At 69.8% G+C, this 21,775-nt stretch carries 23 protein-coding genes; 18 read left to right on the top strand and 5 right to left on the bottom strand.

Features of this window, described 5'->3' with window-relative positions; all coding sequences use genetic code 11:
* The first annotated feature begins 5 nt into the window (after window positions 1-5).
* From nuoI to nuoN, 6 genes are read left to right on the top strand one after another with little or no spacing between them, the layout of a single operon-like run.
* Window positions 6-509: an NADH-quinone oxidoreductase subunit NuoI gene (gene nuoI, locus E0497_RS11180; RefSeq protein WP_137724867.1), complete on the top strand. Its 504-nt coding sequence runs from the start codon at window positions 6-8 to the stop codon at window positions 507-509.
* Window positions 510-1,334 carry an NADH-quinone oxidoreductase subunit J gene (locus E0497_RS11175; protein WP_137724866.1) on the top strand — a complete coding sequence of 275 codons (825 nt, stop codon included), beginning with the start codon at window positions 510-512 and terminating at the stop codon, window positions 1,332-1,334.
* On the top strand, window positions 1,331-1,630 hold the full coding sequence (gene nuoK, locus E0497_RS11170) for an NADH-quinone oxidoreductase subunit NuoK (protein WP_137724865.1): 300 nt from the start codon (window positions 1,331-1,333) through the stop codon (window positions 1,628-1,630). Before E0497_RS11175 ends, nuoK begins: the two co-directional genes overlap by 4 nt.
* 18 nt (window positions 1,631-1,648) lie before the next feature.
* Window positions 1,649-3,544 (top strand): NADH-quinone oxidoreductase subunit L, encoded by a 1,896-nt coding sequence (nuoL, locus tag E0497_RS11165; protein ID WP_137724864.1) that lies wholly within the window; start codon window positions 1,649-1,651, stop codon window positions 3,542-3,544.
* Window positions 3,544-5,121: an NADH-quinone oxidoreductase subunit M gene (locus E0497_RS11160; RefSeq protein WP_137724863.1), complete on the top strand. Its 1,578-nt coding sequence runs from the start codon at window positions 3,544-3,546 to the stop codon at window positions 5,119-5,121. The genes nuoL and E0497_RS11160 overlap by 1 nt, the downstream gene beginning before the upstream one ends.
* Complete coding sequence (gene nuoN / locus E0497_RS11155) at window positions 5,118-6,665, top strand: NADH-quinone oxidoreductase subunit NuoN (protein WP_137724862.1); 1,548 nt, start codon at window positions 5,118-5,120, stop codon at window positions 6,663-6,665. The genes E0497_RS11160 and nuoN overlap by 4 nt, the downstream gene beginning before the upstream one ends.
* Before the next feature lie 93 nt (window positions 6,666-6,758).
* Here nuoN and E0497_RS11150 read toward each other — a convergent pair whose 3' ends face one another.
* The 3 genes from E0497_RS11150 to E0497_RS11140 all read right to left on the bottom strand — a co-directional run bounded on the left by E0497_RS11150 (window position 6,759) and on the right by E0497_RS11140 (window position 8,263).
* Entirely contained in the window at window positions 6,759-7,247 is a 489-nt protein-coding gene (locus tag E0497_RS11150) for a nuclear transport factor 2 family protein (protein ID WP_137724861.1), read from the bottom strand.
* 75 nt (window positions 7,248-7,322) lie between these two features.
* Window positions 7,323-7,769: a ferritin-like domain-containing protein gene (locus tag E0497_RS11145; RefSeq protein WP_137724860.1), complete on the bottom strand. Its 447-nt coding sequence runs from the start codon at window positions 7,767-7,769 to the stop codon at window positions 7,323-7,325.
* Window positions 7,766-8,263, bottom strand: a complete 498-nt coding sequence (locus tag E0497_RS11140; protein ID WP_241665836.1) for a hypothetical protein — start codon at window positions 8,261-8,263, stop codon at window positions 7,766-7,768. Before E0497_RS11140 ends, E0497_RS11145 begins: the two co-directional genes overlap by 4 nt.
* A gap of 249 nt (window positions 8,264-8,512) precedes the next feature.
* Between E0497_RS11140 and rimP the strand changes: the two genes are divergently transcribed.
* From rimP to truB, 11 genes are all read left to right on the top strand, one after another.
* Window positions 8,513-9,088 (top strand): ribosome maturation factor RimP, encoded by a 576-nt coding sequence (gene rimP / locus E0497_RS11135; protein WP_137724859.1) that lies wholly within the window; start codon window positions 8,513-8,515, stop codon window positions 9,086-9,088.
* Window positions 9,085-10,086: a transcription termination factor NusA gene (nusA, locus tag E0497_RS11130; RefSeq protein ID WP_137724858.1), complete on the top strand. Its 1,002-nt coding sequence runs from the start codon at window positions 9,085-9,087 to the stop codon at window positions 10,084-10,086. The genes rimP and nusA overlap by 4 nt, the downstream gene beginning before the upstream one ends.
* Complete coding sequence (locus tag E0497_RS11125; RefSeq protein WP_421958334.1) at window positions 10,041-10,517, top strand: YlxR family protein; 477 nt, start codon at window positions 10,041-10,043, stop codon at window positions 10,515-10,517. The genes nusA and E0497_RS11125 overlap by 46 nt, the downstream gene beginning before the upstream one ends.
* 94 nt (window positions 10,518-10,611) lie before the next feature.
* Window positions 10,612-13,530, top strand: a complete 2,919-nt coding sequence (gene infB / locus E0497_RS11120) for a translation initiation factor IF-2 (protein ID WP_137724856.1) — start codon at window positions 10,612-10,614, stop codon at window positions 13,528-13,530.
* Between the two features lie 114 nt (window positions 13,531-13,644).
* The gene (locus E0497_RS11115; RefSeq protein ID WP_137724887.1) at window positions 13,645-13,935 is read left to right on the top strand and encodes a DUF503 domain-containing protein; all 291 of its coding nucleotides are present in this window, start codon (window positions 13,645-13,647) and stop codon (window positions 13,933-13,935) included.
* Between the two features lie 61 nt (window positions 13,936-13,996).
* Window positions 13,997-14,455 (top strand): 30S ribosome-binding factor RbfA, encoded by a 459-nt coding sequence (gene rbfA, locus E0497_RS11110; protein ID WP_137724855.1) that lies wholly within the window; start codon window positions 13,997-13,999, stop codon window positions 14,453-14,455.
* Between the two features lie 20 nt (window positions 14,456-14,475).
* A complete protein-coding gene (locus tag E0497_RS11105; protein WP_137724854.1) occupies window positions 14,476-15,477 on the top strand; it encodes a DHH family phosphoesterase in 1,002 nt (333 codons plus the stop codon).
* 1 nt (window position 15,478) lies between these two features.
* Window positions 15,479-16,843, top strand: coding sequence for an MATE family efflux transporter (locus E0497_RS11100; RefSeq protein ID WP_170312949.1), 1,365 nt, complete (start codon window positions 15,479-15,481; stop codon window positions 16,841-16,843).
* Between the two features lie 4 nt (window positions 16,844-16,847).
* On the top strand, window positions 16,848-17,771 hold the full coding sequence (locus tag E0497_RS11095; protein WP_137724852.1) for a metallophosphoesterase family protein: 924 nt from the start codon (window positions 16,848-16,850) through the stop codon (window positions 17,769-17,771).
* Window positions 17,768-18,439, top strand: coding sequence for a 4'-phosphopantetheinyl transferase Npt (npt, locus tag E0497_RS11090; RefSeq protein WP_137724851.1), 672 nt, complete (start codon window positions 17,768-17,770; stop codon window positions 18,437-18,439). The genes E0497_RS11095 and npt overlap by 4 nt, the downstream gene beginning before the upstream one ends.
* A 48-nt stretch (window positions 18,440-18,487) precedes the next feature.
* Window positions 18,488-19,414, top strand: a complete 927-nt coding sequence (gene truB / locus E0497_RS11085) for a tRNA pseudouridine(55) synthase TruB (protein WP_137724850.1) — start codon at window positions 18,488-18,490, stop codon at window positions 19,412-19,414.
* Between the two features lie 3 nt (window positions 19,415-19,417).
* On the opposite strand, the gene E0497_RS11080 is transcribed toward truB, so the two are convergent.
* Window positions 19,418-19,831 carry a hypothetical protein gene (locus E0497_RS11080; protein WP_137724849.1) on the bottom strand — a complete coding sequence of 138 codons (414 nt, stop codon included), beginning with the start codon at window positions 19,829-19,831 and terminating at the stop codon, window positions 19,418-19,420.
* A 2-nt stretch (window positions 19,832-19,833) separates the two neighbouring features.
* Window positions 19,834-20,583, bottom strand: coding sequence for a metal-dependent transcriptional regulator (locus E0497_RS11075; RefSeq protein ID WP_137724848.1), 750 nt, complete (start codon window positions 20,581-20,583; stop codon window positions 19,834-19,836).
* A 95-nt stretch (window positions 20,584-20,678) separates the two neighbouring features.
* Between E0497_RS11075 and E0497_RS11070 the strand changes: the two genes are divergently transcribed.
* Window positions 20,679-21,659, top strand: a complete 981-nt coding sequence (locus E0497_RS11070; protein ID WP_137724847.1) for a bifunctional riboflavin kinase/FAD synthetase — start codon at window positions 20,679-20,681, stop codon at window positions 21,657-21,659.
* Window positions 21,660-21,775: the final 116 nt, after the last annotated feature.

The raw sequence follows: 21,775 nt of genomic DNA, 5'->3' as shown, positions 1-21,775 counted from the left end.
ATCCGATGCCTGACTTCCTCGACTCGGTCGCCGGTTTCGGTGTGACGTTCCGGAGCATGTTCAAGAAGCCCGTCACCGAGTTCTATCCCGAGCAGAAGACGCCGACCGCACCCCGCTACCACGGCCGGCACCAGCTCAACCGGCACCCGGACGGGCTCGAGAAGTGCATCGGCTGCGAACTGTGCGCGTGGGCGTGCCCGGCGGACGCGATCTACGTCGAGGGCGCCGACAACACCGAGTCGCAGCGCTTTTCGCCGGGCGAACGGTACGGGCGGATCTACCAGATCAACTACCTGCGGTGCATCGGCTGCGGACTGTGCATCGAGGCGTGCCCCACCCGCGCGCTCACCATGACCAACGACTACGAGATGGCCGACGACAACCGCACCGACCTCATCTACGAGAAGGACCGACTCCTCGCCCCGCTCGAGCCGGGCATGACGCCGCCGCCGCACCCGATGGCGGACGGTGCCACCGAGAAGGACTACTACCGAGGCACGGTGACGTAGATGCTCGCCCAGCACGCGGCGCTGCTCGCCGCCGACACCTTCACCCGCACGTCCACCGGTGAGGCCGTGCAGTTCTGGATCCTCGGGACGATCGCGGTCCTCGGTGCCCTCGGGGTGGTGTGCTCACCGAAGGCCGTCTACTCGGCGATCTTCCTGGCCACCACGATGATCGTGCTCGCCGTGCTGTACATCGCGCAGGGGGCGATGTTCCTCGGGGTGGTGCAGGTGGTCGTCTACACCGGCGCGGTGATGATGCTGTTCCTGTTCGTGCTCATGCTCGTCGGCGTCGACTCGTCGGATTCACTGGTGGAAACCCTGCGCGGACAACGCATCGCCGCCGCCGTCACCGGCGTCGGATTCGGGCTGCTGCTGATCGGCGCCCTCGGCAACGCCACCCTCGGCGTGATCCGCGACGGCACCGTCGGCTTCGTCGGACTCGACGCCGCCGACGAGGGCGGCAACGTCGAGGGGCTCGCCGAGCTCGTGTTCGTCCGCTACGTGTGGGTGTTCGAACTGACCGGGGCCCTGCTCGTCACCGCCACGATCGGCGCGATGATCCTCGCCCACCGGGAACGGTTCGAGCCGCGCCGCACGCAGCGGGAACTCTCGCAGCAACGGTTCCGGGACTGGGCGTCCGGCGACGGCGACCCGGCCGTCCGGGTCACCCCACTCCCGAGCCCCGGCGTGTACGCGCGCAGCAACGCCGTCGACATGCCCGCCCGCCTACCCGACGGCACCCTCGCCCGCGACTCGGTCTCCGCGATCCTCGAGCCGCGGGACGTGCCGCCGCCCGGCTCGCCCGAGCATGGGAAGGAGCGGCGATGAACCCGGCGAACTACCTGTACCTGTCGGTGCTGCTGTTCACGATCGGCGCCGCCGGAGTGCTGTTGCGGCGCAACGCGATCGTCGTGTTCATGTGCATCGAGCTGATGCTCAACGCGGCCAATCTGGCGTTCGTCACGTTCGCCCGCATGCACGGCAACCTCGACGGACAGGTGTTCGCGTTCTTCACGATGGTGGTCGCCGCCGCCGAGGTCGTCGTCGGACTCGCGATCATCATGACCATCTTCCGTACCCGCCACTCGGCCTCGGTCGACGACGCGAATCTGCTCGAGTACTGACAGGAACGGGGGACGGGCATGCGCGAGACGATCTGGCTGCTGCCGGCGCTGCCGCTCGCCGGTGCGGTGATCCTGCTCCTCGCCGGACGGCGCAGCGACCGGTGGGGACACCTGCTCGGCTGTGTCGCCGCGCTCGCGTCGTTCGCGGTCGCGGCAGGCCTGCTGCTCGACCTGCTCGGCGCCGACGCCGCAGACCGGGTCGCGACGCAGACACTGTTCTCGTACCTGCCGGTCGCCGGCCTGCAGGTCGACGCCGCCCTGCGCCTCGACCCGCTGTCCCTGTGCTTCGCGCTGCTCATCACCGGTGTCGGCTCGCTCATCCACGTCTATTCGGTCGGCTACATGCAGCGTGATCCAGGGAGAAGGCGATTCTTCGCCTACCTGAACCTGTTCCTCGCCGCGATGCTGCTGCTCGTCCTCGCCGACAACTTCCTGGTCCTGTACGTCGGCTGGGAGGGGGTCGGGCTCGCGTCGTACCTGCTGATCGGGTTCTGGCAGCACAAGCCGGTCGCGGCGACGGCCGCGAAGAAGGCGTTCGTCGTCAATCGGGTCGGCGACATGGGCCTGATCGTCGCCATCATGATCATGTTCGCGACGGTCGGGTCGGTGTCGTTCACCGACGTGTTCACCGCCGTGCCCGACGCGTCGCAGAGCACCCTGACCTGGATGGGCCTGGCGCTGCTGCTCGCGGCGTGCGCCAAGTCGGCGCAGGTGCCGCTGCAGTCGTGGCTCGGCGACGCGATGGAGGGCCCCACCCCGGTGTCCGCGCTCATCCACGCCGCGACGATGGTCACCGCCGGGGTGTACCTGATCGTCCGCTCCGGACCGATCTTCGAGGCGGCGCCCGGTGCGCAGGCCGCGGTCACCGCGGTCGGCGCGGTCACCCTGCTGTTCGGCGCGATCATCGGCTGCGCCAAGGACGACATCAAGAAGGCGCTCGCGGCGTCCACGATGAGCCAGATCGGCTACATGGTGCTCGCCGCCGGACTCGGACCGGCCGCCTACCCGTTCGCGATCATGCTGCTGCTCGCGCACGGCTTCTTCAAGGCCGGACTGTTCCTCGGCGCGGGGTCGGTGATGCACGCGACCGGCGACGAAACCGACATGCGCCGCTACGGCGGCCTGCGCGCCCTCATGCCGATCACGTTCGCCACGTTCGGGTTCGGGTATCTCGCGATCATCGGGGTGCCGCCGTTCTCCGGGTTCTTCGCCAAGGACAAGGTGATCGAGGCCGCGTTCGGGTCCGGCGGCGTCGGGGGCACGCTCCTGGGGGCGGTCGCGTTGCTCGGCGCCGGGATCACCGCGTTCTACATGACCCGGGTGATGGTGCTGACGTTCCTGGGGCAGCCCCGCTTCGATCCCGCCGCCGACCCGCACGAGGCGCCGGCGGTGATGACGGTACCGATGATCCTGCTCGCCGTCGGCTCCGTCGCCGCCGGTGGACTGCTCGCGCTCGGTAGTGCACTCGAACACTGGCTGGCCCCGGTGTGGACCGAATTCGGTTCCGGCACGGCACATCACGAACTACCGGTCCCGGCGTGGGCGGTCAGTGCCGCGACGCTCGTGGTGGTGATCGTCGGCATCGCGGTCGCGTGGCGCGCCTACGGCACCCGGCCGGTCCCGCGCGAGGCCCCGCAGGACGTGTCCGCGCTGACCGTCGCCGCCCGCCGCGACCTGTACGGCGACGCCGCCGACGAGGCCGTGTTCATGCGACCCGGGCAGCAGTTGGTCGCGGGCCTGACGGTGGTCGACGACCGCGGCATCGACGGCGTGGTGCGGGCCGTCCCGGCCGTGCTCGGGGCGGCGTCGACGATCTTCCGACGGTTGCAGACCGGATTCGTGCGCTCGTACGCGCTGTACATGTTCGCCGGCGCGACCTGCGTGGTCGCTGCGGTCCTGGTGGGGAGGGTGTGATGACCGGCTTTCCCTGGTTGACGACGCTGTGGCTGCTCCCGGCGGGCGGTGCGGTCCTCGTGATGCTGCTCCCCGCCCACGAGCGGCAGGCCGCCCGGATCGTCGCCCTCGTCGCCGCGACCGGTACGTTCGCGGTGTCCGTGGGCCTGGCGATCGGCTTCGACCCCGGCGGGGACCAGTACCAGTTCGTCGAATCCCGCTCGTGGATACCGGCATTCGGCACGCGGTACGACCTCGGGCTCGACGGGATCGGCCTCGCCCTGGTGCTGCTCACCACCGTCCTGGTGCCGCTGCTGCTGGTCGCGGGCTGGCGGGACGTCGCCACCGACGACCCGCGTCCCCGCGCCGGCCACATGTACGTCGCGCTGATCCTCGTCGTCGAGTCGATGGTGCTGATGTCGTTCCTGTCCCTCGACATCCTGCTGTTCTACATCGTCTTCGAGGCCATGCTGATCCCGATGTACTTCCTCCTCGGGGGGTTCGGGGAACCAGGCCCGCAACGAGCCCGGGCCGCGGTGCGGTTCCTGTTGTACAACCTGTTCGGCGGACTGATCATGCTGGCCGCGGTGATCGGCGTGTACGTCGTGACGGCGAGCGCCGACAGCCCGTTCACGTCCGGGACGTTCGATCTACGGGCGATCGTGGGGGCGGTGGCGTCCGGGGACCTGACGATGTCCGCGCCTGTCGCGAACGCACTGTTCCTCGGGTTCATGTTCGCGTTCGCGGTCAAGGCGCCACTGTGGCCGCTGCACAGCTGGCTGCCCGACGCCGCAGCCCGGACCACCCCGGTCGGTGCGGTGCTGATGATGGCGGTCGTCGACAAGGTCGGCACGTTCGCGATGCTGCGGTTCGCGCTGACACTGTTCCCCGACGCCGCACGGACGTTCGCGCCGTTCGTGGTCACGCTCGCGGTGATCAGCGTCGTGTACGGGGCGCTGCTCGCGATCGGCCAGACCGACGTCATGCGGCTCATCGCGTACACGTCGATCTCGCACTTCGGGTTCATCGTGCTCGGGGTGTTCGCGATGACCAGCCAGGGGCAGAGCGGCGGCGTGCTCTACATGGTCGCCCACGGAATCTCCACGGCCGCACTCATGCTCGTCGCCGGGTTCCTCGTCACACAGCGCGGCACCCGCGTCATCGCCGACTACGGGGGTGTGCAGAAGGCGGCGCCGCTGCTGGCCGGCACGTTCCTCGTCGCGGGCATGGCGACCCTGTCGCTGCCGGGACTCGCCCCGTTCGTCAGCGAATTCCTCGTCCTGGTCGGCACATTCACCCGCTACCCGGTGGCCGCGGTGATCGCGACCGTCGCGATCGTGCTCGCCGCCCTGTACATCCTGTGGCTCTACCAGCGCATGATGGGCGGCCCGGTCACCGCCGGCACCGAAGGGGTCCGCGACCTGCACCGGCGGGAACTGCTCGTCGTGGCACCGCTGCTCGTGCTGCTGATCGGGATCGGCGTCTACCCCAAACCGATCCTCGACGTCATCACCCCCGCCGTCGCCGGCACCCTCACCACGATCGACCAGCAGGATCCGGTGCCGACGATCGCCGAACCGGACGGAGGCGCCCGATGACCCCCAGCATCGAGTACAGCCGGCTCGCACCGATGCTCATCGTGCTCGCGGTCGCCGTCGCCGGTGTCCTGGTCGAGGCGTTCGCCCCGGCGCGGGCCCGGTACCGGATCCAGGTGGTCCTCGCGTACGGCGGACTCGCCGCAGCCCTCGTCGCCGTCGGCGCACTGTGGGGCGTCCGGCAGGTCGTCGCCGTCGGCTCCGTCGCGATCGACGGACCCACCCTGTTCCTGCAGGCCACGATCCTGCTGGTGTCGATCCTCTCGGTGGCCCTGTTCGCGGACCGCGGCCTCGACCGGGTGGACACCGGTACCGGCACCGTCCCGGTGGATGCGTTCGCGGCCCGCGCGTCGACGGTGCCCGGCGGGGTCGCCGAGAAGGAGACCACGAAGGCCGGGGTCACCCAGACCGAGGTGTATCCACTGGCACTGTTCGCGGTCGGCGGCATGCTGCTGTTCCCGGCCGCGAACGACCTGCTGACCATGTTCGTGGCGCTCGAGGTGCTGTCGCTGCCGCTGTACCTGCTGTGCGGGCTGGCCCGCCGACGCCGACTGCTCTCCCAGGAGGCGGCGCTGAAATACTTTCTGCTGGGCGCGTTCTCGTCGGCGTTCTTCCTGTTCGGTATCGCCATGCTGTACGGGTATGCGGGCACCGTCTCGATCCCCGGGATCGGCGACGCGATCGACGACGGCACCGGGGAGATCCTGCTCGCGCAACTCGGGCTGGCCCTGCTGTCGGTGGGGCTGCTGTTCAAGATCGGGGCGATGCCGTTCCACTCGTGGATCCCCGACGTCTACCAGGGCGCCCCCACCCCGATCACCGCGTTCATGGCGTCGGCCACCAAGATCGCCGCATTCGGTGCGGCGCTGCGAATCTTCGCCGTCGCCGTACCCGGCCTGCACACCGACTGGCGTCCGATGCTGTGGGCCGTCGCAATCCTCACGATGGTGCTCGCGTCGGTCCTGGCGATCACCCAGTCCGACGTCAAACGCATGCTCGCCTACTCGTCCGTCGCCCACGTCGGCTTCATCCTCACCGGACTGATCGCCGGCACCGACGCCGGTGTCGCGGCCACCCTGTTCTACCTGCTCGCCTACGGCATCAGCAGCGTCGGCGCATTCGCGGTCCTGGGACTCGTCCGCGACGCCGACGGCACCGAGGTCGGTGACCTCGACCGCTGGGCGGGCCTGGGCCGGACATCCCCGTTCGTCGCCACCGTGTTCGGTCTGCTGCTGCTCTCGTTCGCCGGGATCCCGCTCACCAGTGGCTTCGTCGGGAAGTTCGCGGTGTTCCAGGCCGCCGCGTCCGGGGGCGCGGTGCCACTCGTCATCGTCGGCGTGATCGCCAGCGCGATCGCCGCGATCTTCTACATCCGCGTCATCGTGCTCATGTTCTTCGACGCACCACCGGCCACGGCGCCGGTCGTCGTCACGAGCGCCCCCACCGTCACCGTCGTCGGAGTCAGCGCCGTCGTCACCGTCGCCCTCGGTATCGCCCCGCAACCCGTCCTCGACCTCGCCGAACGGGCCGCAGACTTCCTGCGGTGAACGCCGAACGGGCGGTTGTCCGACGGCGCTCTCGGCCGTTCGTCGGACAACCGCCCGTTCGAGCCTCTCAACCCTCGGTGACGATGTGAGGGCTCAGCCCTCGGTGACGACGGTGCCTTCGCCGAGCGGCCGGGTCATCGACCACAGCACGTTCGACGCGCACGCCGACATCTTCCACGCGCCGTTCTCGACGACGTACTCGTCGACGTACTCGATGGACCGGACCGTCTCGGTGTTGTCGATCAGATTGACCTGACGGAACGCGAGCGTCCACTTGCCCGACGCGGATTCGTCGCCGTGCAGCGTGATCTCCGGATGGAACGCGTGATGCATGTCGAGGATGACGTGCCGGCCGTCGACCTTCTGCAGGGCGATGCTGCGGAAGATCTCCGCAATCGGGTCGGCGTCGTCGAACTGCCCGAGCGGGCCGTAGTCGATCCGGGCACCCCGGTCGACGAAACACGCCCGGAACGTCTCCGGATCCTTCGCATCACACGCCCGCAGATACCGGTGCTTCAGATTCTTGATCGCCTCGATGCGCTCGAGATCGGCGATGCGCTGCTCGATGGTCCGTTCCGTCACGAAAAATCCTCCTCGTGGTGCTGTGCGCCTTTTCGGTAGTAACCACTACCAGAAAGGCGCACAGGTGCGCAGCGCCTACGGCTGCCCGGGGAACGCTGTCGTGGGGGGCTGGTCGCCGAGTACGGCCCGCCAGTTCGCTGCGCGCACGGCCGCTTCCGTCAAGGCGACGACACCTGTCTCGCGGGTCGGTTCTGTCGCGCTGCGTTCGATCACGGACCGCCATGCGACCGCGGTGTCCGTCTCCACCTGTGCGGCCAGTCGGGCCGCGGAGGTCGGGTCGGTGACCGGGAACGGCAGCGTGTAGCCGGGTTCGGGTTGCGGCACATCGGCGTCCGCCGCGGTCAGGGCGTCGATCGTGGCGTCCCGTCGGGCACGGTGGGCGGCGGTGTCGGTGGTGACCTGGCCGGCGCGCGCCGGATTCGAGAACGCGGCGACGACGCCGTACGCGAACACCGCGGCGTACTCGGCGTTCAGGGCATCGACGAGCGCCTGCTGTTCGGGGCCGAGACTTCGACTGCTCACGGCAGCAACACCACCTGCTGCGCGGCGCACGCCGCGCTGATCGAGCCGAGCAGGCCGGCGCGATACCCGGACTGGGTGCGGGCCAGCCCGGCAGCCTCCTTCTGGGACTCCGCCAGATCGGCCCGCATCTGCTCGACGGTCGGCGGTGCGGGCACTGTCGCGGTCGTCGTGGCGGTGGCCGAGGACGGTGCCCCGCCGGCACGGGCGATCTCGATGTCGAGGGCATCCGCGTGCGCGGTCCGTTCCGCGGCGATCACCCCGAGTGCCGCGGCCCGGTCCGGGGCGTTCGCGATCGCGGCGGAGGCGTTGGTCGCGTCCCGGCGGGCCCGTTCGGCCTGCGCGGTCAGCGCATCCACTTCCGCGGGCGTGTCCGGGGAGGTGGAATCCGAACATCCGGTGGCGCCGACGAGAGCCGACGCACCGAGGACGGCGCCACCCGCGGCGCGCAGTGCCGCGCGGCGGGACAGGACGGGGGAGCGGGGGAGCGTGCGCACCCGATCATGGTGCCAGGACCGTGATCGTGCTCTCGCATCGAGCAGGTCACCGCGGAGTGCCGCCCGTGGGGCGCGGTCGGGTGGGGGCCGTCACGGGTCGGATGGTCACCGTCGCCTCGAAACCGCGATACCCTGATAACTCCACAGTCCACCCCGTGGTGCGTCGAGTGCTGCGTCGACGACGTCGACCGATCGCGACGTCGGCCACACGTCGGTCGTGACCACAACTTCACGCGAGGAGCGTCCCAGATGCCGGTGCCGTCGAGGGAGCGAGTGATCGAGCTTCTCACCGACCCTGTCGAGCGTGAGGGCTACGACCTCGAGGATGTGGTCGTCACGGCTGCAGGCAAGCACAGCAGTGTGCGGGTCATGGTCGACAGCGACGCCGGACTCGAACTCGACGAGGTCGCCCGGCTCAGTCACCTCGTCGCGGAGATCTTCGACGCGGTGAACGACTTCGGTGAGACGCCGTACACGCTCGAGGTGACCTCGCCGGGCATCGACCGGCCGCTGGTCGAGGACCGGCACTGGCGTCGCGCGCAGGGCCGCAAGGTGCTCGTCGATCTCGAGGGCGAGTCGCTCGTCGCGCGTGTCGGCCGGCTCGACACCGGTGTCGTCGACCTGGTCGTCAAGGACGGTCGGGAGCTCGTCGTCCGCCGGGTGGATCTGACGGATGTCAAGAAAGCTGTTGTGCAGGTGGAGTTCTCGCGTCCCGACGCGAGGGAGCTCGAACTCGCCGGGGGTATCCCGGAGGGTCGGGTCGAACCTGCCGACGCGGAAGCGTCGAACGAAGTGAACGAAGAAGTAGAGGGGTCCGACAAGTGAATATCGACATCGCAGCGCTGCGCGCGATCGAGGTGGACAAGGGTATCTCCGCCGGCACGATCATCGCGGCCATCGAAACGGCCCTGATCACCGCGTACCGGCACACCGACGGTCATCAGTCCCACGCCCGCATCGACGTCGACACCAAGACCGGTGTCGTGCGGGTGATGGCGCAGGACGTCGACGCCGACGGGAACCGGGTCGGTGAGGAGTGGGACGACACCCCCGAGGGTTTCGGGCGCATCGCCGCCACCACGGCCCGCCAGGTCATCCTGCAGCGCCTGCGGGATGCCGAGAACGAGCGCAGCTTCGGTGAATTCGCCACGCACGAGGGTGAGATCGTCGGCGGCGTCATCCAGCGCGACAACCGTGCGAACGCGCGCGGCATGGTGGTCGTGCGGATCGGCAGCGAGGCCAACGGTGCCGAGGGGCTGATCCCGCCGGCCGAGCAGGTGCCGGGAGAGACCTACGAGCACGGTGACCGGATCAAGTGCTATGTCGTCGGCGTCTCCCGCGGCCAGCGGGGCCCGCAGATCACCCTGTCGCGGACCCATCCGAACCTGGTGCGCAAACTGTTCGCCCTCGAGGTGCCGGAGATCGCCGACGGCTCCGTCGACATCGTCGCGGTCGCCCGTGAGGCCGGCCACCGCTCGAAGATCGCCGTCGAATCGCGGGTGCAGGGCCTCAACGCGAAGGGCGCGTGCATCGGCCCGATGGGTCAGCGTGTCCGCAACGTCATGAGCGAACTGGCCGGCGAGAAGATCGACATCATCGACTTCGACGACGATCCGGCCCGGTTCGTCGGCAACGCACTGTCGCCGTCGAAAGTGGTGTCGGTCACTGTCGTCGACCCGGAAGCGCGTGCAGCACGGGTCGTCGTGCCCGATTTCCAGCTGTCGCTGGCGATCGGCAAGGAGGGCCAAAATGCGCGTCTGGCTGCACGGTTGACCGGATGGCGGATCGATATCCGCAGCGACGCCGCCGTCGACCCGGAGTAACAGGTCGGTCGCAAAACGACAGGTGGTTAGGAACAGAATGCGGAGATCGCAGCAATACAGCGGTAGAGTGTTCGATGGTTCAGCGTGAACTGTCGGTAGCGGCGCGTGCCCGGGTTGGTGAACCGGTCCGGACATGCGTCGGGTGCAGGCAGCGAGGGCTGGCTGCCGACCTCCTCAGGGTGGTGGCACAGCAGATCGGATCCGACGGATTCGTTCTCGTGCCCGATCCCGCGCGACGCCTCCCCGGTCGCGGTGCCTGGTTGCACCACGATCGGAAGTGTCTGTACGAGGCGGGCCGGCGCCGAGCATTCGGTAGAGCCCTGCGGGTGTCCGGAAGTCTGGATTCCACGGAACTCGACCGGTTCATCGAAACGGTCGAGACATCGGGAACGACGAGCAGTACCTCAGAGAACAGGCACAAGCGCTCATGAGCACACCGTGAAGCATCAGCGATGAACGTCCATCGGAGATAACCGAGGTCGTGCGGGCACAGTCGCTCGCTCGACCTCTCAGCAGAGGAGAGCAGTGGCAGGCAAAGCCCGCGTGCACGAGTTGGCGAAAGAACTCGGTGTCACAAGTAAGGAACTACTCGCACGGCTCAAGGAGCAGGGCGAGTTCGTCAAGTCGGCGTCGTCGACCGTGGAGGCACCCGTCGCACGTCGTGTGAGGGAATCGTTCGGAGCTGCGACGCCGCAGGCCGAAGGCGCGTCCGCGGATGCATCACGTCCGGCAGTCAAGCCCGGCCCCGCCGCGCCGAAGCCCGGTGCCCCGCGCCCCGGCCCGAAGCCCGCACCGGCAGCCCCCGCGGCTCCGGAATCAGTCGCCCCCGCAGCCTCGGCTCCGGCCGCCCCCGCGGCACCGGCAGCCCCGAGCCGTCCGGCCGCCTCCGGCCCGCGTCCGGGTCCGGCCCCCAAGCCGGCTCCGCAGGCCCCGGCCGCACAGGCTCCGGCTCCGGAGGCCCCCGCTCCGCAGGCTCCTGCCCCGCAGGCGCCCGCAGCGAAGGCCCCGGCCGCACCGTCCACCCCGGCTCCCAAGCCGGGTGGTCCGCGTCCCGGCCCGAAGCCGCCGCGTGTCGGTAACAACCCGTACTCGTCGGCTCCGGCCGAGCGTCCCGCGCCGCGTCCGGCCCCGGGTGCACCCCGTCCGGGTGCCCCGCGTCCGGGTGCTCCGCGTCCGGGTGCGCAGGGTGGTGCCCCGCGTCCGGGTGCTCCCGGCGCGCCGCGTCCGGCAGCAGGCCCCGGCGGCCCGCGTCCGGCCCCCGGCCAGGGCGGCCCGCGTCCGAGCCCCGGCTCGATGCCCCCGCGCCCGAACCCGGGTGCGATGCCGCAGCGTGCGGCGCGTCCCGCTCCCGGTGGAGCCCGTCCCGGTCGCCCCGGCGCCCCGGGCGGACGTCCCGGTGGTGGCGGCGGTGGATACCGCGGTGGCGGCGGTGCTCCCGGTGCCGGTGCTCCCGGTACGGGTGCCGCACCCGGCGGCTTCCGTGGTCGTCCCGGTGGCGGCGGTGGCGGTGGACGTGGCCGCGGTGGTACCGCGGGTGCGTTCGGTCGTCCCGGTGGTGCACCGCGTCGCGGCCGCAAGTCGAAGCGTCAGAAGCGCCAGGAATACGATTCGATGCAGGCGCCCGCCGTCGGCGGCGTGCGGTTGCCGCGCGGCAACGGTGAGACCATCCGTCTCGCCCGCGGCGCGTCCCTGTCCGACTTCGCGGAGAAGATCGACGCGAACCCGGCATCGCTCGTCCAGGCGCTGTTCAACCTCGGCGAAATGGTCACGGCCACGCAGTCGGTGAACGACGAGACCCTCGAGCTGCTCGGCGGCGAGATGAACTACGTCGTCCAGGTCGTCAGCCCGGAGGACGAGGACCGCGAACTGCTCGAGTCGTTCGACCTCACCTACGGCGAGGACGAGGGCGGTGAGGAGGACCTCGCGTCGCGTCCGCCGGTGGTCACCGTCATGGGTCACGTCGACCACGGCAAGACCCGCCTGCTCGACACGATCCGCAAGGCCAACGTCCGCGAGGGCGAGGCCGGCGGTATCACGCAGCACATCGGTGCCTACCAGGTCCTCACGGAGCTGGACGGCAACGAGCGTCTGGTGACGTTCATCGACACCCCGGGTCACGAGGCGTTCACCGCCATGCGTGCCCGTGGTGCGAAGGCCACCGACATCGCGATCCTCGTGGTCGCGGCCGACGACGGTGTCATGCCGCAGACGGTGGAGGCGATCAACCACGCCCAGGCGGCCGACGTGCCGATCGTGGTCGCGGTGAACAAGATCGACAAGGAGGGGGCGAACCCCGACAAGATCCGTCAGCAGCTCACCGAGTACGGCCTCGTCACCGAGGAGTACGGCGGCGACACCATGTTCGTGAACATCTCCGCCAAGCAGGGCACCAACATCGATGCCCTCCTGGAAGCGGTGCTGCTCACGGCGGATGCCTCCCTGGATCTGCGGGCCAACCCCGACATGGACGCGCAGGGTGTCGCGATCGAGGCGCACCTCGACCGTGGCCGCGGCCCGGTGGCGACCGTGCTCATCCAGCGCGGCACGCTGCGGGTCGGCGACTCGATCGTCGCCGGCGACGCCTACGGCCGTGTCCGTCGCATGATCGACGAGCACGGTGAGGACGTCCTCGAGGCGCTGCCGTCGCGTCCTGTCCAGGTCGTCGGCTTCACGTCGGTGCCCGGTGCAGGTGACAACCTGCTCGTCGTCGACGAGGACCGGATCGCCCGGCAGATCGCCGACCGGCGCAACGCCCGCAAGCGCAATGCGCTCGCGGCCCGTAGCCGCAAGCGCATCAGCCTGGAAGATCTGGATGCCGCGCTCAAGGAGCACAACGAGCTCAACCTCATCCTCAAGGGCGACAACTCCGGCACCGTCGAGGCGCTGGAAGAGGCCCTCATGGGGATCGAGATCGACGACGAGGTGCAGCTGCGTGTGATCGACCGCGGTGTCGGTGGCATCACCGAGACCAACGTCAACCTGGCGTCCGCGTCCAACGCGATCATCATCGGCTTCAACGTCCGTGCCGAGGGCAAGGCGACGGAGCTGGCGAACCGCGAGGGTGTCGACATCCGCTACTACTCGATCATCTACCAGGCGATCGACGAGGTGGAGAAGGCTCTCAAGGGCATGCTCAAGCCGGTGTACGAGGAAGTCGTCCTCGGCCAGGCGGAGATCCGGGCCATGTTCCGTTCCTCGAAGGTCGGCAACATCGCCGGCTGTCTGGTCACGTCGGGCATCGTCCGTCGTAACGCCAAGGCCCGCCTGATCCGTGACAACGCGGTGATCGCGGAGACCATGACCATCTCCTCGCTGAAGCGGGAGAAGGACGACACGACCGAGGTGCGCGACGGGTACGAGTGCGGTCTGACCGTCACGTACAACGACATCAAGGTCGGTGACGTGATCGAGGCGTACGAGCTTCGCGAGAAGCCGCGCGACTGATATCCGGTCACTGTTCGGGTGATCCCTCCCCGGCGGCTTCGGTCGCCGGGGAGGGATCACCCGGCTGTGCCGGTGACGGACACGTCCCGGCAGTGCTCGTTGGAGGGAGACCCGGTGTACATCGGCGCGCTGGAGATGGACATCCTGTTCGGGGACGTGCGATCCCTGAAGGAGAAGCGATCACTGGTGCGTCCGGTGCTGACCGAACTCCGGAAATACGGTGTCTCGGCCGCCGAGACCGGTGAACACGACCGCTACCGGCGGACGCTGCTCGGTGTCGCGGTGGCCAGCCCGACCGCCGGACACATCCACGAGGTGCTCGACCAGTGCGAGCGGCACGTCGCCGGACGACCCGAACTGCAACTTCTTGCAGTTCGGCGACGAACTTTCGGTCCCGAGGATTGACCCGGGCCGACGCTGGACACATTCTTGCCGGACAGTTTTTTGGGAGAGGAGACTGATTGCCATGGCAGATCCTGCACGCGCACGCAGGCTCGCGAAGCGCATCAGCACGATCGTCGCGACGGCGATCGACCACGAAATCAAGGATCCGCGTCTGGATCACGTGACGATCACCGACGCGAAGGTGACCGCCGACCTGCACGACGCCACCGTCTACTACACGGTGATGGGGTCCGACCTCGAGGCGGAACCGGACCATGTCGGTGCCGCCGCGGGTCTCGAGAAGGCCAAGGGTGTGCTGCGGTCCAAGGTGGGTGCCGGTACCGGCGTCCGCTTCACGCCGACCCTGACGTTCGTGGCGGACACCGTCCCGGACACGGCCCGGCACATGGAGGAACTCCTGGCGCGGGCGCGCGCCGCGGACGACGCGGTGGCCCGGACGCGGGAGAACGCCCAGCCCGCCGGTGACGCCGACCCGTACAAGGAACCGCGCACCGCCGACGACACTGCCGCCGACGACTGACCAGGGCGACCGATCCGATCATGACTCATTGCCCCGACGTCGCGCTGCCGACGCACGCCCCCCGTGACCTGAGCCTGCAGGACGCGGTGGACGTGCTGGGCAGCGCGACGTCGGTGACGGTCCTGTGCCACGTCCAGCCGGACGCCGACACGATCGGTAGCGGACTCGCCCTCGCAGCGGTGCTGAAGCGCCAGGGCATTCCCGTCCAGGTGGCGTTCGCGTCGCCGTCGGAGCTGCCCGTGTCGATGCGGGACCTGCCGGGTGTCGACCTGCTGTGCCCGGTCGACGACGTCGCCGACGAGGTGGATCTGCTGGTGGCCGTCGACTGCGGCAGCGCCGGCCGGCTCGGGTCGCTCGCGTCCCGGTTGGCGGGTGCCCGCCGGTCGTTGGTGATCGACCACCACCGCTCCAACACCCGGTTCGGGATGTTCAACCTCGTCGACGACGCGGCCGAATCGACCACCGCGGTCCTCGCGCAACTGTTCGACGTGTGGGGGGTGCCGATCGACGCCGATCTGGCGCACTGCCTGTACGCCGGGCTCGTCACCGACACCGGATCGTTCCGGTGGGGGCAGGCCGGCACCCACACCCTCGCCGAGCGGCTGCTCGCCACCGGCATCGACGGCGGCGCGATCAGCCGTCGGCTCCTCGACACCCATCCGTTCGGGTGGCTGCCGATGCTCGGCGCGGTCCTGAGTACTGCAGTCCTCGTGCCGGACGCCGCCGACGGCCGCGGCCTCGTGCACGCGGTGATCCGCTGCACCGACTCCGCAGGCCTCGGGGCCGAGGAGATCGAGAGCGTCATCGACATCGTCCGCACCACCGCCGAGGCCGAGGTGGCCGCGGTGTTCAAGGAGACCGCGCCGCAGTCGTGGTCGGTGTCGCTGCGTTCCAAGGCGTCCGTCGACGTGGCCGCCGTCGCCTCCGGGCTCGGGGGCGGCGGGCACCGGTTCGCGGCGGGCTACACCGCGGACGGACCGGTCGACACCGTCGTCGCCGCGTTGCGTGACGCGCTCGGCTGACGTGACGGACACCGCCACCACGCAGCCGGCCGTATCCGACGACACCGGGCCGCGTCGTATTCTCGGGCTCGCGCTGCCGGCGCTCGGCGTGCTGGCCGCCGAACCCCTCTACCTGCTGCTGGACATCGCGATCGTCGGGCATCTCGGTGCTCTCGCACTCGCCGGTCTCGCCGTCGGTGGCCTGATCCTCGCGCAGGTCAGCACCCAGTTGACGTTCCTGTCGTACGGCACCACCGCCCGGGCGTCCCGACTGTTCGGGGCCGGCCGGGAGCGGGACGCCGTCGCCGAGGGGGTGCAGGCGACGTGGCTGGCGTTCGGGATCGGCGCCGTCCTCGTCGCGCTGGTGCAGCTGCTCGCCGGCCCGATCACCACCGTGATCGCCGGATCCGGGGACATCGCCGCCGAGGCGGAACGCTGGCTGCGGATCGCGGTGTTCGGGGCGCCGCTGATCCTCGTCGCGATGGCCGGCAACGGGTGGATGCGCGGCATCCAGAACACGATGCGGCCGCTGCGGTTCGTGCTCGTCGGACAGGTCGTGTCCGCCGTCCTGTGCGTGCTGCTGGTGCACGGGATCATCGGGGCGCCGCGCTGGGAACTCGTCGGGTCGGCCGTCGCGAACGTGGCCGGGCAGACGACGTCGGCGCTGCTGTTCGTCGCCGCGCTGGCGCGTTCGGGGGTGCCGCTGCGGCCCCGGCCGGCCGTCATGCGTGCGCAGCTGGTCCTCGGCCGGGACCTGATCCTGCGCAGCCTCGCGTTCCAGGCGTGCTTCCTGTCGGCGGCCGCGGTCGCGTCCCGGTTCGGTGCGGCGTCCGTCGCGGCGCACCAGGTGGTGCTGCAACTGTGGAACTTCGTCGCTCTGACCCTCGACTCGCTCGCGATCGCCGCCCAGACCCTCGTCGGCGCGGCCCTCGGCCGCGGGCAGGTCCGCGGCGCGCAGCGGCTGGCGTGGCGGCTGACCCGCTGGTCGGTGGTGTTCGCGACGGTGTTGGCGCTCGCGTTCGCGGCCGGGCACGCGCTGGTGCCGGCCCTGTTCACCGACGATGCCGCGGTCCTCGACCAGACGTCGATCGCGTGGTGGTTCTTCGTCGGGATCATGCCGGTCGCCGGGATCGTGTTCGCGCTCGACGGCGTCCTGCTCGGCGCCGGCGACGCCGCGTTCCTGCGGACCGCGACCCTCGGCTGCGCCCTGATCGGATTCCTGCCGCTGATCTGGTGCTCGCTCGCGTGGGACTGGGGGCTCGCCGGAATCTGGACGGGGCTTACCGTGTTCATGGTGTTGCGGACGGCCGCGGTGCTGTGGCGCACGGCATCCGGCCGGTGGGCGGTCGCCGGCGCGGACCTGCAGACCGGGAACGAGAAGGAGTGAGGGTGTGGCAGCCAAGCTGTGGGCGGTCAGTGACACGCACGTCGGGCATCGGGGGAACCGGCCGATCATCGAGGACATCTTCCCCGAGTCACCCGACGACTGGCTGATCGTCGCCGGGGACGTCTCGGAGAAGACCGACGACATCCGCTGGGCGCTCACCCTGCTGAAGAGCCGGTTCGCGCAGGTGATCTGGGTGCCGGGCAACCACGAACTGTGGACCACCGCCAAGGATCCCGTGCAGATGCACGGCCGCGCCCTCTACGACTACCTCGTCGCGCTGTGCCGGGAGATCGGTGTGCTCACCCCCGAGGACCCGTACCCCGTGTGGGAGGGGGAGGGCGGGCCCGCGACCCTCGTCCCGATGTTCCTGCTGTACGACTACTCGTTCCTGCCCGCCGGTGCCACCGGCAAGGAGGACGGCCTGCGGATCGCCCGGGACCGCAACGTGGTCGCCACCGACGAGTTCCTGCTGTCGTCGGAGCCGTACGCGACCCGCGACGCGTGGTGCCGCGCCCGACTCGAGTACACCCGGGCCCGACTCGAGGCGCTGGACCTGTCGACACCGACGATCCTGATCAACCACTTCCCGCTGGTCCGCCAGCCGACGGAGGTGCTGTACTACCCGGAGTTCGCGCTGTGGTGCGGCACCGTCGAGACCGCCGACTGGCACACCCGCTACAACGCGGCGTGCTGCGTGTACGGGCACCTGCACATTCCGCGCACCACCTGGTACGACGGCGTCCGCTTCGAGGAGGTCTCGCTCGGGTATCCACGCGAGTGGCAGCGGCGTGGCCTGCCGGAGAAGTTGCTGCGGCAGATCCTGCCGGCCCCGACGTACCCGCCGGGCACCCTGAACAAGTTCGGTGGGCACTTCACGATCACCGCCGAGCAGGAAGCCGAATACGAGAAGATGCGGGCGAGACGATGATCGAACGGATTCTGCCCACCGGTGTCGCGTCCGCGGAACTGTTCGAGGACCCGCCGGGCCTGCAGCCGCACCCGCAGGAGGCGTCGCTGATCGCCCGCGCCGTCGAGAAGCGGCGCCGCGAATTCACGTCCGCCAGGCACTGCGCCCGACAGGCGATGACGCAACTCGGGGTGGAGCCGGGACCGGTCCTGCGCGGCGAGAACGGTTCCCCCGTCTGGCCGAAGGGGGTCGTCGGCAGTCTCACCCACTGCGACGGCTACCGGGCCGCGGTCCTCGGCTATGCGCTGGCGGTGCGGTCGGTGGGGATCGACGCCGAACCGAACGGGCCGCTGCCCGACGGTGTCCTGGATGCGGTCAGCCTGCCGGCGGAACGCGAACGGCTGGCGACGAGGAGTTCCGCGCCCGTGCACTGGGACCGGCTGCTGTTCTGCGCCAAGGAGGCCACCTACAAGGCGTGGTTCCCGCTCACCGGTCGTTGGCTCGGATTCGAGGACGCGCACATCACGTTCACCGAGGGCACCACGACGTCGGACGGCACGTCCGGATCCTTTCGTTCCAGGCTGCTCGTGCCCGGCACCGTCACCGACGGCGGCGCCCCGCTCGCGAGTTTCGACGGCCGCTGGCTCGTCGCCGGCGGGCTCGTCGTGACGGCGATCTCGGTGCACTGAGCTACGCGAACGAGATGCCCGGTGCTGCGGCTGGCAGAATCGGATCACGTGCCCAAGTCTGAGAAAACATCGTCCGGTCTCGTCGGTGCCGGTCTGCTGATCGTCGACAAGGATCCCGGGATGACCAGCCACGACGTCGTCTCCCGCTGCCGGAAGCTGCTGAACACCCGCAAGGTGGGGCATGCCGGCACCCTCGACCCGATGGCCACGGGTGTGCTGATCCTCGGGGTGGAGCGGGCCACCAAACTGTTGGGCCTGCTGGCGTTGACCACCAAGTCGTACAGCGCCACGATCCGGCTCGGGCAGGCCACCACCACCGACGACGCCGAGGGTGAGACGGTGTCGACGGCGGACGCGTCCGGTGTCGACGACGCGGCGATCGCCGCGCAGATCGCGCGGCTCACCGGCGGCATCATGCAGGTGCCGACCCGGGTCAGCGCGATCAAGGTGGACGGGCAGCGCGCCCACAAGCTGGTTCGGGAGGGCGCCGACTTCGAGCTCGCCGCCCGCCCGGTCACCGTGTCCCGGTTCGATGTCCTCGCCCGCCGTGACACCGCGGGCGGCATGGGGACCTTCGTGGATCTCGACGTGGACGTGGACTGCTCGTCGGGCACCTACATCCGGGCGCTGGCTCGGGATCTCGGTGGCGCACTCGGCGTCGGTGGACATCTGACGGCGCTGCGCCGCACCGCCGTCGGACCGTTCACGCTCGATCACGCCCGCACCCTCGCGCAGCTCGCCGACGAACCGGCCGTCAGCCTCGACATCGATGCGGCCGCGCAGACCGCGTTCCCGCACCGGCAGATCAGCGCCGCCGAAGCCGAATCGCTCAGCCAGGGACGCTGGCTCGAACCGATCGGGATGTCGGGCGTGTACGCCGCGATCGCCCCCAACGGGCACACGATCGCCCTCGTCCAGGAACGCGGCAAGCGGGCGAGCTCGGTGATGGTGGTGCGGCCCGCGACGCTGCAGTGACGGTCAGCCGATACCGGGGACGAAACCCGGGTACACGAAGTGGCCGGGCCCGCCGCCGGGCAGACCCGACCCGAGCGAACCCGGGAAGTCGAGAGGCAGCTCGATCAGCTTGTGCGGGTTGCCGTCCCGGTCGGCCTGCCAGCAGCTCAACAGCACCCCGTGGAACGCGAAGCACGAGATACGGGTACTGGTCCCGTACGGGGACGTGAGTCGGTTCCGGCTCACGAACGGATTCCAGTAGTCGAGGTCGGTCGGGGTGAGGAAGTCGGAGACGTCGAACGGTCCGGTCGCGCTCGGCTCGGACGGCGGCGTCGGCCACTCGTCGGCGGAGGCGAGCGGGGACACGGTGACGGTGAGGGCGGCCGCGGCGCACACCGCGGCGGCCCCTCCGATGATGCGTCGAACCACGGTGTTCACGGCTACCTCGTCTCGTCGGTGGGGGTGTGCGGACCACGAGCCTGCACGAGCCAGATGGCGCGTGCCGCGGGATCGCCGAGATCGACGGTGGCGGAATCGGTTCCGAGTCGGACCGCGACGGTACCCGCGAAATCCCGGCGTTCGACGACCGCGATGTCGGTGTCGAGGGCGATGCCGACCGAGTCGAAGTAGCGCAGCATCGCCGGATCGGCGTCGGAGATGCGGGCGACCCGGCCGGCCTCGCCGTCCTCGAAATCGCTGAGCTGGCGGGCCGGCGGGGTGGGCACCGAGCCGTCTGCGGCCGGGATCGGGTCGCCGTGCGGATCCCGTTCGGGATAACCGAGTTTCGCGTCCATCCGGTCGATCATCCGTTCGGAGACGGCATGCTCGAGCACCTCCGCCTCGTCGTGCACCTCGTCCCAGCCGTAGCCGAGTTCGTCGACGAGGAACGTCTCGATCAGCCGGTGCCGGCGCACCATCGACACGGCCGCGGCCCGTCCGGCGTCGGTGAGGGCGATCGCCCCGTAGCGGGCGTGATCGACCAGTCCCTGATCGGAAAGTTTGCGGATCGCCTCGGACACCGTCGACGCCGACACCCCGATCCGCTCGGACAGCAGCTTGGTCGACACCCGCTCCCCGGACCATTCCTGCGCGGTCCAGATCACCTTGAGGTAGTCCTGCGCCACCGAGGACAGGGTCTCCGGGTGCGGGGCGGCGCCGGGAGTGTTCGCGTCTGACTTCTGTGTGGCCACAAGTGCGAGCTTAGGCAACCGTCACCCGCGACACACATCGGCGCGGCCGTCCCCGGACGTGACCGGTGTTCGGATCGGCCGTTAGGCTGCCACGTGTGCAGAGATGGCGAGGTCTGGACGATGTGCCGGCGGACTGGGGGCGTTGCGTCCTGACGATCGGTGTTTTCGACGGTGTACACCGAGGGCACGCGCAGTTGGTCACGCGTGCCGTCGATGCGGCACGCGAACGTGGGATTCCCTGTGTCCTCATGACATTCGATCCGCATCCGGCGGAGGTGGTGCGTCCCGGCACGCATCCGGCGCAGCTGACGACGCTGCCGCGGCGCGCCGAGTTGGCCGAGGAACTCGGCGTCGACGTCTTCTGCGTCATGCCGTTCACCTCGGAGTTCATGAAGCTGTCCCCGGAGGGCTACGTCCACGAGATCCTCGTCGAACGGCTGCACGTCGCCCAGGTCGTGGTGGGGGAGAACTTCACGTTCGGCCGCAAGGCCGCCGGCAACGTGGATCTGCTCCGGGAGACCGGTGGCCGGTTCGGGTTCGCGGTCGACGGCGTCAACCTGCTCGCCGAGCATGCGGTGACGTTCTCGTCCACCTACATCCGCTCGTGCGTCGACGCAGGTGACGTCGCCGCGGCCGCCGAGGCGCTGGGCCGCCCGCACCGCGTCGAGGGTGTCGTCGTCCACGGTGACGGTCGCGGCCGCGGTCTCGGATTCCCGACCGCGAACCTGTCGTCGCCGATGTACTCCGCGATCCCGGCGGACGGCGTGTACGCCGCCTGGTTCACGATCCTCGGCCCCGACCGGGTCGAGGGCTCGCTCGAACCGGGCCGCCGCTACAAGGCTGCGGTGTCCGTCGGCACCAACCCGACGTTCTCCGGTCGCACCCGCACCGTCGAGGCGTTCGTCCTCGACCACGACGCCGACCTGTACGGGCAGCACGTCGCGGTCGATTTCGTCGACCGGGTGCGCGGCATGGAGAAGTTCGATTCCGTCGATGCGCTCGTCGAGGAGATGCGGCGGGACGCCGACAAGGCGCGCAAACTGCTCGACGAGGCGGCCGGATCCACCGCGGACTGACCGGGGTGTCGCACCTGGTAGGATCGACCGCTGGCGTGTGCTGCGGTTCGCGGCGGCCGCGCCCGTCGGAGTCCGGTGCGAGCCGGTCCCCGATTTCCGTCACGCGGACGTCAGTT

The sequence above is a fragment of the Prescottella subtropica genome, from assembly GCF_005434945.1.
GTDB classification, from domain to species: Bacteria; Actinomycetota; Actinomycetes; order Mycobacteriales; family Mycobacteriaceae; genus Prescottella; species Prescottella subtropica.
The sequence above is the reverse complement of the archived record's forward strand: the minus strand, read 5'-3'. Positions and strand labels throughout refer to the sequence as shown.

Excerpts from the sequence above, each read along its gene's own strand:
- nuoI (WP_137724867.1), top strand. The coding sequence starts at position 6 with ATGCCTGACTTCCTCGACTCGGTCGCCGGTTTCGGTGTGACGTTCCGG.
- E0497_RS11175 (WP_137724866.1), top strand. The coding sequence starts at position 510 with ATGCTCGCCCAGCACGCGGCGCTGCTCGCCGCCGACACCTTCACCCGC.
- nuoK (WP_137724865.1), top strand. The coding sequence starts at position 1,331 with ATGAACCCGGCGAACTACCTGTACCTGTCGGTGCTGCTGTTCACGATC.
- nuoL (WP_137724864.1), top strand. The coding sequence starts at position 1,649 with ATGCGCGAGACGATCTGGCTGCTGCCGGCGCTGCCGCTCGCCGGTGCG.
- E0497_RS11160 (WP_137724863.1), top strand. The coding sequence starts at position 3,544 with ATGACCGGCTTTCCCTGGTTGACGACGCTGTGGCTGCTCCCGGCGGGC.
- nuoN (WP_137724862.1), top strand. The coding sequence starts at position 5,118 with ATGACCCCCAGCATCGAGTACAGCCGGCTCGCACCGATGCTCATCGTG.
- rimP (WP_137724859.1), top strand. The coding sequence starts at position 8,513 with ATGCCGGTGCCGTCGAGGGAGCGAGTGATCGAGCTTCTCACCGACCCT.
- E0497_RS11125 (WP_421958334.1), top strand. The coding sequence starts at position 10,041 with ATGGCGGATCGATATCCGCAGCGACGCCGCCGTCGACCCGGAGTAACA.
- rbfA (WP_137724855.1), top strand. The coding sequence starts at position 13,997 with ATGGCAGATCCTGCACGCGCACGCAGGCTCGCGAAGCGCATCAGCACG.
- E0497_RS11105 (WP_137724854.1), top strand. The coding sequence starts at position 14,476 with ATGACTCATTGCCCCGACGTCGCGCTGCCGACGCACGCCCCCCGTGAC.
- npt (WP_137724851.1), top strand. The coding sequence starts at position 17,768 with ATGATCGAACGGATTCTGCCCACCGGTGTCGCGTCCGCGGAACTGTTC.